This is a genomic window from Borborobacter arsenicus (genome assembly GCF_003934165.1).
GTDB lineage: Bacteria > Pseudomonadota > Alphaproteobacteria > Rhizobiales > Rhizobiaceae > Pseudaminobacter > Pseudaminobacter arsenicus.
Genome location: NZ_RKST01000001.1, coordinates 108,470 through 121,281, shown reverse-complemented (window position 1 = coordinate 121,281; position 12,812 = coordinate 108,470). Strand labels below are relative to the sequence as shown.

Here is a 12,812-nt window from a genome sequence, read left to right as displayed (position 1 = left end):
TCCTGGCAGAAAAATCGGCGCCAAACTTTCAGGTTTGCACCACGCTATCAAGCCCGGACCAAAGTAGGGAGGATAAGGGTGCATATTCTACTTGCGCAGCGGTGCCGCGGAACCCGTCCAACACATTGCTTGAGCCGGGGCGTTGAACTCCATAAAAGAGACCATTGCCGGAGGGAAGTCGCTTTCATGTTCAAGAAGATACTGATCGCCAACCGTGGCGAGATAGCGTGCCGCGTCATCAAGACCGCGCGCCGCATGGGTATTTCGACCGTGGCGGTCTATTCCGATGCCGACCGCAACGCCATGCATGTCGAAATGGCTGACGAGGCCGTCCATATCGGCCCCTCCGCCGCTGCGCAAAGCTATCTGGTCGCTGAAAAGATCATCGAGGCGTGCAGGCAGACCGGTGCCGAGGCTGTCCATCCGGGCTATGGCTTCCTCTCCGAGCGCGCCAGCTTCTGCGAGGACCTTGAAAAACAGGGCATCATCTTCATCGGACCCAAGCCCAAGGCGATCCGCGCCATGGGTGACAAGATCGAATCGAAGAAATTCGCCAATGCCGCCAAGGTCAGCACCGTTCCCGGCTTTCTCGGCGAAATCGAAAATGCCGAGCATGCCGAAAAGATCGCCGGCGAGATCGGCTATCCGGTCATGATCAAGGCATCTGCCGGCGGTGGCGGCAAGGGCATGCGCATAGCCTGGTCGCGTGATGAAGTGCGAGACGGTTTCGAGCGCGCCCGCTCCGAGGCGAAGAGCTCCTTCGGCGATGACCGTGTCTTCATCGAGAAATTCGTCGTCAATCCGCGCCATATCGAAATCCAGGTTCTGGCCGATGCGCATGGCAATTGCATCTATCTGGGCGAACGCGAATGTTCGATCCAGCGCCGTAATCAGAAGGTGGTCGAGGAGGCGCCGTCGCCTTTCCTCGATGAGAAGACGCGCCGCGCCATGGGCGAGCAGGCGGTGGCGCTCGCCAAGGCGGTGGAATATCAAAGTGCCGGCACCGTCGAGTTCATCGTCGACGCGAATAAGAACTTCTATTTCCTTGAAATGAATACGCGTTTGCAGGTCGAGCATCCGGTAACCGAATTGATCACCGGCGTCGATCTGGTCGAGCAGATGATCCATATAGCCGCTGGCGAGAAGCTCACCCTCAAGCAGGGTGATGTCAAGCTGAACGGCTGGGCGGTGGAAAGCCGGCTCTACGCCGAGGACCCCTATCGCAATTTCCTGCCCTCCATCGGCCGGCTCACCCGCTATCGCCCTCCGGCGGAGGGGAGGCACGGCGACATCATCATCCGTAACGACACCGGCGTGAGCGAAGGCTCTGAAATCTCGATGTTTTACGATCCGATGATCGCCAAGCTTTGCACCTGGGCGCCCTCGCGCAAGGAAGCGATCGATGCGATGTCGGATGCGCTCGACAATTTCGTGGTCGATGGCATCGAGCACAATATCCCTTTCCTCGCCTCGCTGATGCAGCATCCGCGCTGGCGCGATGGTCGGCTTTCCACCGGCTTCATTGCCGAGGAGTATCCTGACGGTTTCGCCACGATCGAGCCGTCTGCGCGTGACCGCAAGGTCTTTGCCGCTATCGCCACCGTGGTCGAATTGTTGCGGCGTGACCGGCTCGACCGTTTGACGGGGCGGCTGGCGCCGCATTCCGGCGTGCTCAAACCGGACTGGGTGGTGAAGCTGGGCGACGCCTATATTCCCGTTTCCATTGGCGAGGGCATGGTTTCCATCCCAATGGAGATCGACCTCTCCATCGACGGCGACGCGGCCCTGACCGTGGCTTCCGACTGGCGTCCGGGCGAACCCGTCTGGCGCGGCAGCGTCGGCGACCATGAAGTCTCAGCCCAGATCAGGCCGATGGATAATGTTGTCCGCATCGCCTGGAAGGGCATGTCGGTTACCGCCAGCACCATGCTCCCACGCACGGCCGAGCTCGACCGCCTTATGCCGGCGAAAGTGGCGCCGGATACGTCGAAGCTGCTTTTGTGCCCGATGCCCGGACTGGTGGTGTCCATTGCTGTCATCGTAGGCCAGGAAGTCAAGGCCGGCGAAACGCTCGCCGTGGTCGAGGCGATGAAGATGGAAAACGTGCTGCGCGCCGACCGAGACCTTGTTGTCGAAACCATCAACGCCAAGCCGGGCGACAGCCTCGCCGTTGATGCGGTGATCATGGAATTCGCCTGAGGGGAAGGGTGGCGGTCGCCAGTTGCTGATATGGAGTGGAATGGGTCCCGGATACGCTGCTTGCTGCGCTGTGCAGCGGAAGCCGGAGCGTAGCGGAGGCTATCCGGGACTCATTCCGTAACATTTCAGACAAAATTCAATGGAAACGCCGCTAGCGAGCAAATAGCTGAAGACAAGCTCGCTGCGCACTGGACGCGACCTGTCCATTTCCGGAAAATGGATCGGGCAGCGGCGAGTCTCGAAACCATTTTGGCGAGGCTTCCGCAAATATCTGCCGAGCGAAAGGTCTTGCGATCATGAACAGGCTTGCGCCGACAGATGGCGCTGTGATTGGCGAAGGAAGCTCCCCGCGCAATTTCATCCATTTGCGTGTTCACTCGGCCTATTCGCTGCTCGAAGGCGCGCTGCCGGTCGTCAAGATCATCGCCCATGCCGCCAAGGACGGCGCGCCGGCGATTGCCATCACCGACAGCAACAACCTGTTTGGCGCTCTCGAATTTTCCCAAAAGACCACCAAGGAAGGCATCCAGCCGCTGATCGGCTGCCAGGCCAGCCTGTGCTTCAGCGGCGAAGTGAACGATTCCTCGCGCGGCAACGGGCATCGCCGGCAGGGGCCGGAGCTTCATCCCGTGGTGCTGATTGCTGCCACGCAGGAAGGCTATGCCAATCTCGTGCGCCTCGTCAGCCGCAGCTATCTGGAGACGCCGCCCGGCGAGCCGGTGCATATGACTACTGAAGGCTTGCAGCCTATGTCGCAGGGGCTGATCTGTCTGACCGGCGGTCCGCACGGGCCGATCGGTGCGGCCTTGAAGACGGGCCATGCGGAACTGGCCGAAAGCCGGCTTCTGACGCTTCGTGACCTGTTCGGTGACCGTCTTTATGTCGAACTGGAGCGGCTTGGCGGCTATGACCGCGCAGTCGAGGCTGCGAGCATCGATCTGGCCTATCGCCATGGCCTGCCGCTGGTGGCCACAAATGAGGCCTTTTTCCCCTCCCGCGACGATTACGAGGCCCATGACGCGCTGATCGCCATTGCCGACGGCTCGGTGATTGCCTCCGACGAGCGCCGCCGCCTGTCACCCGACAATTACCTGAAGAGCCAGGCCGAAATGGTCGCGCTTTTCGCCGATATTCCCGAAGCGCTCGACAACACGGTCGAGATCGCCATGCGCTGCTCCTATTATCCGCAGAAGCGCAAGCCGATCCTGCCGCATTTCACCGGCGACGCCGCCGATCCCGAAGCCGCACAGAAGGCGGAGGCCGAGGAATTGCGCCGGCAGGCACGCGAGGGGCTCCAGCACCGCTTCGACACTGCCGGCCTCGCCGAAAGCTTCACCGAGGAGCAATATCGCGAGCGGCTGGAATATGAGCTCGGCATCATCGAGCGCATGAAGTTTCCCGGCTACTTTCTCATCGTCTCGGATTTCATCAAATGGGCCAAGGCGCATGACATTCCCGTCGGGCCGGGGCGCGGCTCCGGCGCAGGCTCGCTGGTCGCCTATGCGCTGACCATCACCGACATCGACCCGCTGCGCTTCTCGCTCTTGTTCGAGCGCTTCCTCAATCCCGACCGCGTGTCGATGCCGGACTTCGACATCGACTTCTGCCAGGACCGGCGCGAGGAGGTCATCCGCTACGTCCAGGGTCGCTATGGGCGCGATCAGGTCGGCCAGATCATCACCTTCGGAACGCTGCAGGCGCGCGCGGTGCTGCGCGATGTCGGGCGCGTGCTGCAGATGCCCTATGGCCAGGTTGACCGGCTGTGCAAGATGGTGCCGCAGAATCCGGCGCATCCGGTGTCGCTGGCCCAGGCGATCGAAGGCGAGCCGCGCTTTGCCGAGGAGGTGGAAAAAGAGCCGGCGGTCCAGACCCTTCTCGACATGGCCCAGAAGCTGGAAGGGCTTTATCGCCACGCTTCCACCCACGCCGCCGGCATCGTGATCGGCGACCGGCCGCTGTCGGAACTGGTGCCGATGTATCGCGATCCGCGCTCCGACATGCCGGTCACCCAGTTCAACATGAAGATGGTGGAGGAGGCCGGGCTGGTGAAGTTCGACTTCCTCGGCCTGAAGACGCTGACGGTGCTGGACAAGGCCGTGCGCCTCATCCGCCGGCGTGGCATCGACATCGACCTGGCGCATATCCCGCTCGCCGACGAAAAGACCTACGCCATGCTGTCGCGCGGCGAGACGGTGGGCATCTTCCAGGTTGAAAGTGCCGGCATGCGCAAGGCGCTGGTCGGCATGAAGCCCGACCGCATCGAGGACGTGATTGCGCTGGTGGCGCTCTACCGGCCCGGCCCGATGGAGAACATCCCCACCTACAATGCGCGCAAGCATGGCGAGGAGGAGATCGCCTCCATCCATCCCAAGATCGACCATCTGGTGAAGGAGACGCAGGGCGTCATCGTTTACCAGGAACAGGTCATGCAGATCGCGCAGGAGCTTGCCGGCTATTCGCTCGGCGAAGCCGACCTTCTGCGCCGCGCCATGGGCAAGAAGATCCGCGCCGAGATGGACAAGCAGCGGGAGCGCTTCGTCTCCGGTGCGGTGGAGCGCGGCGTCTCCAAGCCGCAGGCCGATTTCATCTTCGATCTTCTGGCCAAATTCGCGGACTACGGCTTCAACAAGTCGCACGCTGCCGCCTATGCGGTCGTGTCCTACCAGACCGCCTATCTCAAGGCGCATTACCCGGTCGAATTCCTCGCCGCCTCAATGACGCTCGACATGGGCAATACCGACAAGCTCGCTGATTTCCGCCAGGATGCGCTGCGGCTCGGCATCGATGTCGTCGCCCCTTCGGTGATGACCTCGTTTCGCGATTTCGAGGTCGGCGAAAACCGCATCTTCTATTCGCTGGCGGCGCTGAAAGGCGTGGGCGATGCGGCGGTCGAGCACATCGTGGCCAAGCGCGCCGAAAAGCCCTTTGCCAGCCTTGCCGATTTCTGCGAGCGCATCGATCCGCGCGTCGTCGGCAAGCGCGTCTTCGAAAGCCTGATCATGGCCGGCGCCTTCGATTGTTTCGGCCAGGATCGTGCCGCGCTGATGGCTGGCGTGGAGCGCATGATGGGCATGGCTGCCCGCGCGCAGGAAAACGCCGCCTCCGGCCAGGTCGATATTTTTGGCAGCGCCTTCAGCGGGCAGGCGCAGACCCTGCATCTGCCGGTTACAGATCCCTGGCTGCCGGCCGAGCGGCTGCATCGCGAGTTTCAGGTGGTCGGCTTCTACCTCTCGGCTCATCCGCTCGACGAATATAAATCGGCGCTGGAAAAGATGCGCGTGCAGAGCTGGACGGAGTTCTCCGCGGCGGTCAAGCGCGGGGCCACCGCCGGAAGGCTTGCCGGCACCGTCACCTCCAAGCAGGAGCGCAAGACCCGCACCGGCAACAAGATGGGCGTGGTCATGCTGTCCGACACCACCGGCCAGTTCGAAGCCGTGATGTTTTCCGAGACGTTGGCGCAATATCGCGACCTGTTGGAGGCCGGCAAATCGGTGGTCATCGAGGTCGCGGCCGAGGATCGGCCCGAAGGCATCAATTTGCGTATCCAGACCGTGAAGTCGCTGGACGATGCCGCCAGCCAGGTCCAGAAGCACCTGCGTATCTTCGTGCGCAACGACGCGCCCGTCGCTGCACTGCAATCTCAGCTTGGCCAGCGCGGCGAAGGTCAGGTCAGCATCGTCGTCATCAAGGACGGCGCCCAGGGCGAGGTGGAGATCGGACTGCCTGACCGCTACCGCATCTCACAACAGATCGCGTCGGCGATGCAGGCAGTGCCCGGCGTGGTCGAGGTCGAGCTAGTTTAGAGCATGATCCCGAAAAGTTGCAGACTTTTCGGATAAGATCATGCTCTAAAAACAAAAACTTGGAGTGAGATGGCGATTCAGGGAGAAGTCATCTTGCTTCAGAGTAATTGGCTGATTTCACAGCCATCGCACTGCGGCCTTTAAGCCCGCCGCAAGCGCCGGATTTGCCATTTTGGCCACGTCGCCTATAAGGCCCGTTCCCGACCTTTTGACGACGCCGAGCCCATGACCGCACTTGCGACCCCTTATTACCTGATCGACAAGGCCAAACTCCTGCAAAACATGGAGAAGATCGCCTATCTGCGCGAGAAATCCGGCGCCAAGGCACTGCTGGCGCTGAAATGCTTCGCCACATGGTCGGCCTTCGAGACCATGCGTGACTATATGGACGGCACCACCTCGTCCTCGCTCTACGAGGTTCGCCTTGGTCGCGAGAAGTTCGGCGGCGAGACCCATGCCTATAGCGTTGCCTATGCCGACAACGAGATCGAAGAAGTCATCTCGCACGCCGACAAGATCATATTCAATTCCATCGGTCAGTTGGAGCGCTTCGCCGACAAGGCCTCCGGCATCGTGCGCGGGCTTCGGCTCAACCCGCAGGTAAGTTCCTCCACCTTCGATCTTGCCGACCCGGCCCGCCCGTTCAGCCGTCTGGGTGAATGGGACGTGGCGCGCGTCGAGGCCGTCATGGACCGCATCAGCGGTTTCATGATCCACAACAATTGCGAGAACGCCGATTTTTCCCTGTTCGATCGCATGCTGTCGCAGATCGAGGAGAAGTTCGGCGCGCTGCTCAAGCGGGCCGAATGGGTGAGCCTTGGCGGCGGCATCCATTTCACCGGCGATGATTATCCTCTGGATGCATTCGCCGAGCGGCTCAAGGCGTTTGCCGGGCGCTACGGCGTTCAGGTCTATCTGGAGCCGGGCGAAGCCTCGATCACCAAAAGCACCACGCTTGAGGTCTCGGTCCTGGATACCCTGTTCAACGGCAAGCATCTGGCCATCGTCGATTCCTCGATCGAGGCGCATATGCTCGACCTGCTCATCTATCGTGAAAACGCCCGCATCGAGCCGGATACCGGACCGCATGAGGTCATGGTGTGCGGCAAGTCCTGCCTGGCCGGCGATATTTTCGGCACGTTCCGCTTCGAGCGGGAACTGAAGGTCGGCGACCGCATTTCGATTCAGGATGCCGCCGGTTATACTATGGTCAAGAAGAACTGGTTCAATGGCGTGAAAATGCCAGCCATCGCGATCCGCGAACTCGACGGATCGGTCAATCTCGTCCGCGAATTCACCTATGCGGATTACGAGCAGAACCTTTCGTAAGGCGCTGCAATCTCTCACCCTTCAAGACAAGGATGTTTGACAACGAATGAAGAAGAACGTGCTCATTATCGGCGCCGGCGGTGTGGCGCAGGTCGTGGCGCATAAGTGCGCGCAAAACAACGATGTCCTCGGCGATATCCATGTCGCCTCACGCACGGTCGAAAAATGCCGTGAGATCGTCGCTTCAGTGCAGGAAAAGAAGAGCCTGAAGGTTAAGGGCGTCATCGAGGCTCATGCACTCGACGCGATGGATGTGGCTGCAACCAAGGCGCTGATCGGCCGCACGGATGCACGCATCGTCATCAATGTCGGTTCTCCTTTCGTGAACATGTCGGTGCTTTCGGCCTGTATCGAGACCGGGGCTGCCTATATCGACACCGCCATCCACGAGGACCCGCTGAAGATCTGCGAGAACGCCCCGTGGTATGCCAATTATGAGTGGAAGCGGCAGGAAGACTGCAAGAAGGCTGGCGTCACCGCCATTCTCGGCGCGGGCTTTGATCCCGGCGTCGTCAATGCCTATGCCAAGCTTGCGGTGGACGATTATTTCGACCGGGTCGATTCCATCGACATCATCGATGTCAATGCTGGCAGCCATGGCCGCTATTTCGCGACCAATTTTGATCCGGAGATCAATTTCCGCGAATTCACCGGCCGCGTCATGACCTGGCAGGACCGCGAGTGGAAGACCAACAAGATGTTCGAGGTCCGTCAGGACTGGGACCTGCCGGTCGTCGGCAAGAGCCCGACCTATCTGACCGGACATGACGAGATCCATTCGCTTTCGCGCCACCTCGATGTGCCCACCATCCGCTTCTGGATGGGTTTTGGCGACCACTATATCAACGTCTTCACGGTGCTGAAGAATCTCGGCCTTCTGTCCGAACAGCCGATCAAGACGGCCGAGGGGCAGGAAGTCGTGCCGCTCAAGGTGGTCAAGGCGGTCCTGCCCGACCCGTCCTCGCTGGCGCCCGACTATACCGGCAAGACCTGCATCGGCGATCTGGTCAAGGGCGTGAAGGACGGCAAGCAGCGCGAAATCTTCATCTACAACATTGCCGACCACAAGCAGGCCTACGAGGAAGTCGGCAGCCAGGGCATCTCCTATACGGCGGGTGTGCCAGCAGTGGCGGCCGCTATGCTGATTGCTTCGGGCGAATGGGACGTCAAGACCATGGCCAATGTCGAGGAGCTGCCGCCGCGCCCGTTCCTCGACCTGCTCGGCAGGATCGGCCTTCCCACCCGCATCCGCGAAGGCGAGAACGACCAACCTCTGGCCTGAGCCTGACAGAAACTGGAGCTCCTCTCCCCTGTGGGGGGAGGAGTTGCCGACGCAGCCGATCAATCGTCGCTTGAAGCGACGAACGCCCGGAGCCATAGCAAAGGGCAGGGTTTCTGCCCCGAAAGCGTGGACAGAATCCATCCACCTTGGCCCACAAGCCCTTGCTTTGCCTGCTTTCCGGCATTGCAGCCGCACTTTCTCATCCCCACCTTGCGCCTGCGCCCCCATGCTCCTGGCATCGCCCTCGCGGGAACACGGGTCATGAACCGGATGAGCGTGGAGGGGACGGTGCCGGATCGGTGACGCGATGGTGGCGTTGCTGGGTGATGAGCCCTCAGGTCCGGGCCTTGGAGGGCGGCTTTGCCGGCAGGAGCCGGCATCCCGGACTCAAGGCAAGAACACCGGCGGGGCGCGAAGGTCGCGCCACATAACATAACTTAGGACGGCAAGGCCCTCGCGCCCCGCTTCCCATGTTCTTTGACAATGGCCAGACGCGAAAGCGGGCGTGGCAACGGAAAACCGCACCCTTGGCCTGCGTCTGGCCATTCGGGCCCCCGCCAGCGACGAGCGCAGCGAGGCAGCTAAGGGCGGGGCAAAGGCCACCAGACGCATTTGCGGGCAACGGAAAACTGTGGGCCTCGCAGGACGTGGGTTGCTAATTCCGCTCCCAGGGATGCTGCACCTCCGGGCCCTCATCCTCGTCGGGGCGGGCAGGGCGGCCGCGATGTCCCTTGCCGAATGTATAGCCGGTCTCGACCGCCTTGCGGCCGAACTTGTCGCGCAGTGCGTCGATGGCACCTTCGGCCAGCGCACGCTTGCGCGCCTGCACGTCGATCAGGTCGGGCGGATCGGCCTTGTCGACGCTCGACAAGTCGCTGACGCCGATGCCCAGCAGCCGGTATTTGGTGCCATCGGTCTCCTTCTCCAGAAGCTGCAGCCCGGTAAGGAAAATGCGGTCGGCCAGCCGCGTCGGATCGGCAAGCTGGCGGTTGCGGGTGCGGATCTTGAAGTCCTGCGTCTTCAGCTTCAGCACCACGGTGCGCCCGGCAATGCCGGATTTCTTCAGTCGCGCCGAGACCTTTTCGGCCAGCGCCCGCAACACCGGCACAAGATCGGCGGGCGAGGCGAGGTCGGTATCGAAAGTAGTTTCGGCCGACACGCTCTTGGCGTCGTGATCAGAATGCACACTGCGGTCGTCCTGGCCGCGCGACAGGCGGTAGAGCCGGTTGCCCATCGTGCCGTAGCGCCGCATCAGCTCGTCCCGCTCCATGCGCTGCAACTGGCCGATCATGCGGATGCCGTCATTGGCAAGGGTTGCCGCAAAGGCCTTGCCCACGCCCCAGATCAGCGTCACCGGTTGCTCGGCAAGAAACCCCACCGCTTCGGCTTCCCCGATCACCGAAAAGCCGCGCGGCTTGCGGAAGTCCGACGCCACCTTGGCGAGGAACTTGCAATAGGAGAGACCGACCGAGACGGTAATGCCGATTTCGCGTTCGACCGCGGCGGCGAAGTTCGCCAGCACCAGCGCCGGCGGCTTTCCATGCAGGCGCTCGGTTCCGCCAAGGTCGAGAAAGGCTTCGTCGATGGAGATCGGCTCGACCAGCGGCGTCAGCGCCTGCATCATGGCGCGGATTTCGCGGCCGACGCGGACATATTTTTCCATGTCGGGCTTGATGACGGTTGCTTCCGGGCAGGCCTCGAGTGCCTTGAACATCGGCATGGCAGAGCGCACGCCCTTGATGCGGGCAATGTAGCAGGCAGTCGAAACCACGCCGCGTTTTCCCCCGCCGATGATGACCGGCTTGTCGCGCAATTCCGGGTTGTCGCGCTTTTCGACGGCCGCATAGAAAGCGTCGCAATCGATATGTGCCAGATGCAGCCGGTAAAGCTCGGCATGACGCGCCAGCCTGGGGCTGCCGCATTGCGTGCAACGTGGCTGGCTATCGCGCTGCAATGCCAGGCAGTCGCGGCAAAAACCTTGGCTGGGATCGTTGACAGAAGCGGCCATGACTGCGAACATAATGAGAACATCGCAATTTTAGGCTACCCGTTCGACGCCCACAAGGCAGGATGCGCAGAGGTGAGCCATGACATCGAAAATCGTGCCGCTGACGGCTGACCTATGGCCGAAATTCGAGGATTTGTTCGGCAAGCAGGGTGCCTGCTATGGCTGCTGGTGTACGCATTTCCGGCTGCCGCCGGCAAAGCGGCGCGAGAACGACCGCGAAAGCAACAAGCAGTTCATCCGCACCCGTATCGAATCAGGACCGCCGCCGGGCCTGCTCGCCTTCGAGGACGATCGGGCGGTGGGCTGGATGCAGATCGGGCCGCGCGCCGATGTGCCGGAGTGGAACAATGCGGGCAGGGGCTCCGCACCCCTGTTGGCTGAAGAAGCCGCCGATCCGGCCGTCTGGGCGATCTCGTGCTTTTTCATTCGCAGCAAGGCGCGTGGGCATGGCCTTACCCACCGTCTCGTCGCCGCGGGCATCGATTTTGCCCGGCAGAACGGCGCGCTTACTCTCGATGCCTGCCCGATGGATTTGTCGAAGGATTCGCGTTCGATCGGCCTGTTCGTCGGCTCGACCAGGGTGTTCGAAAAGGCCGGCTTCAAGCGGGTGGTCGAGCGCAAGCCAGGGCGGCCGCTGATGCGCCTTGCGATCTGACCGGGCCGTCTCAGATGCCGAGCGAGGCGGCGATCCGCGGACCGGCTTCGCGCCAATTCTTCACGGGTTCGATCCCATCCGGCAGCGGCGGCATCAGGGCGCGGAAGCCGGTATGCGCCATCAGGTGGAACAGATGCGCATCCGCCACCGAGGTGCGTACCGAGACGAGATTGTTGGCAAGATCGTCGACAAAGGCGACCGGGCGCAAATGGTGGCCGCGCAATTGGCGGATGGCCGGGCCCTTGGCGCGTTCGGTCGTCACCAGCGGGTAGGGGAAGCCGAGTTGGTCGAGCAATGCCCGGCGTCGTGCCCGGTGCCGGTGCGGCATGGCGGTCAGCATCACGATCTCCGCCTTTTCGGCCAGTGGCGCCAGCGCGTCGGCGGCACCTTCGGCGGCTGTCTGCCATTCGTCCTGCACCAGGAAGAACTGCTCCATCATGGCCGACACGCGCTCGTCCTCCACCGCTTCACCGCTCTGGCGATCGAAGACATTGCCGTGCAGATGGAAGGATTTGACCCTGAGTTCGAGGTCTTGCGCGTCAAGGAAGCCGGTGAGCGGCCGCAGGAATTCGAGCACGACTTCATCGACGTCCAGCGCCAGCAGCGGGCGGTCATCGCGTGCAAGCTCGGCGATCTGCCGGGCGGTTTCGGGATCGTCGCTCATATCGATGTCTGGTGGTGGTCGTCGCCCAAAGGCAGGTGTCGCAGGGCACCGGAAATGATCGCGGGCGCGATGCCGGATTCTTCGGAAAAGCGCATCAGCGTCGGCTCATGCGCGAGGACGAATTGCAGCACGCCGGCAAGAAAGCCCGGCTCCATTGCCGCCTGCCTTATTGCCGAAGCTTCGATGCCGGTGAGGGCCAGGAACCGCGGCAGCAGTTCCGGATCGGCAGCGATGAAGCCGAGTGCCTGTATCGCGATGGCCTCGGCGCCCTCGCGGCCCGATGTCGCGGTTGCCTTCATCGGATGCTCGCCAGGATCGACGTTTCGAGCACACCGGTCGAGAAGCACGCTACAGTGAAGGTCTGGTTGTCGAACATGCGAATCACCTTGAACTCGGAATTGACGGTGACCTCTGTCTGCCCGCCTTTCGGTCGGACGAAAACATTGAGCGTCCCCGTCCGGGCTATTTCGGCCATCAGCGGCGCTTCCCCGCAATCGGCCATGCTGGCGTCGATCGTCGATCTCTCGGCATAGATGACGCCGCTGTCCTTTTCGATCGTCTTGATCTGTACATGGTTGCTGGTGAAGTACGACAGCAGCCTCTCCCAGGTTTCGTCCTTGCCCAGATTGTATGTCTCCGAATTCTTGAAGGAAACCTGCTTTGGCGGCGTTGCGCACGCGGCCAATGCAAATGTCAGCGCGACCATGGCGCAAGCGGCTTTGATTTTCATAACTGCCCATCCCCTGATATACCCCGCTGACACCGTATCTATCGGGAGGACGGAGTCCAGTGGCACCATCGCAGCATGGCACGGGGCAGATTTCGGACAGTTGAAACATTGCGCCTGGCGGATTGGCGGTTTGCGTTTCGTC

The 12,812-nt window shown here is 61.8% G+C and carries 9 protein-coding genes; 5 read left to right on the top strand and 4 right to left on the bottom strand.

Annotated elements, in window-relative coordinates:
* The first annotated feature begins 186 nt into the window (after positions 1-186).
* The 4 genes from EET67_RS08240 (at position 187) to EET67_RS08225 (ending at position 8,613) form a co-directional block, all read left to right on the top strand.
* Positions 187-2,199, top strand: a complete 2,013-nt coding sequence (locus EET67_RS08240) for an acetyl-CoA carboxylase biotin carboxylase subunit (RefSeq protein WP_128625684.1) — start codon at positions 187-189, stop codon at positions 2,197-2,199.
* 296 nt (positions 2,200-2,495) lie between these two features.
* Positions 2,496-6,002 carry a DNA polymerase III subunit alpha gene (gene dnaE, locus EET67_RS08235; protein ID WP_128625683.1) on the top strand — a complete coding sequence of 1,169 codons (3,507 nt, stop codon included), beginning with the start codon at positions 2,496-2,498 and terminating at the stop codon, positions 6,000-6,002.
* 225 nt (positions 6,003-6,227) lie between these two features.
* Positions 6,228-7,331, top strand: a complete 1,104-nt coding sequence (locus tag EET67_RS08230; RefSeq protein WP_128625682.1) for a carboxynorspermidine decarboxylase — start codon at positions 6,228-6,230, stop codon at positions 7,329-7,331.
* Positions 7,332-7,377: 46 nt separating this feature from the next.
* A complete protein-coding gene (locus EET67_RS08225) occupies positions 7,378-8,613 on the top strand; it encodes a saccharopine dehydrogenase family protein (protein WP_128625681.1) in 1,236 nt (411 codons plus the stop codon).
* 655 nt (positions 8,614-9,268) lie between these two features.
* Here the strand turns inward: EET67_RS08225 and EET67_RS08220 are convergent.
* Positions 9,269-10,633, bottom strand: coding sequence for a DNA polymerase IV (locus tag EET67_RS08220; RefSeq protein WP_128625680.1), 1,365 nt, complete (start codon positions 10,631-10,633; stop codon positions 9,269-9,271).
* Between the two features lie 67 nt (positions 10,634-10,700).
* On the opposite strand from EET67_RS08220, the gene EET67_RS08215 reads away from it, so the two are divergent.
* Positions 10,701-11,276 (top strand): GNAT family N-acetyltransferase, encoded by a 576-nt coding sequence (locus tag EET67_RS08215; RefSeq protein WP_128625679.1) that lies wholly within the window; start codon positions 10,701-10,703, stop codon positions 11,274-11,276.
* A 10-nt stretch (positions 11,277-11,286) separates the two neighbouring features.
* Here EET67_RS08215 and EET67_RS08210 read toward each other — a convergent pair whose 3' ends face one another.
* Genes EET67_RS08210 through EET67_RS08200 form a run of 3 tightly spaced genes read right to left on the bottom strand, consistent with a single transcriptional unit; the run spans position 11,287 to position 12,670 of the window.
* Positions 11,287-11,940, bottom strand: a complete 654-nt coding sequence (locus EET67_RS08210; protein WP_128625678.1) for a hypothetical protein — start codon at positions 11,938-11,940, stop codon at positions 11,287-11,289.
* Positions 11,937-12,239 (bottom strand): DUF3572 domain-containing protein, encoded by a 303-nt coding sequence (locus tag EET67_RS08205; protein ID WP_128625677.1) that lies wholly within the window; start codon positions 12,237-12,239, stop codon positions 11,937-11,939. The genes EET67_RS08210 and EET67_RS08205 overlap by 4 nt, the downstream gene beginning before the upstream one ends.
* Complete coding sequence (locus tag EET67_RS08200) at positions 12,236-12,670, bottom strand: hypothetical protein (protein ID WP_128625676.1); 435 nt, start codon at positions 12,668-12,670, stop codon at positions 12,236-12,238. The genes EET67_RS08205 and EET67_RS08200 overlap by 4 nt, the downstream gene beginning before the upstream one ends.
* Between the last annotated feature and the right edge of the window lie 142 nt (positions 12,671-12,812).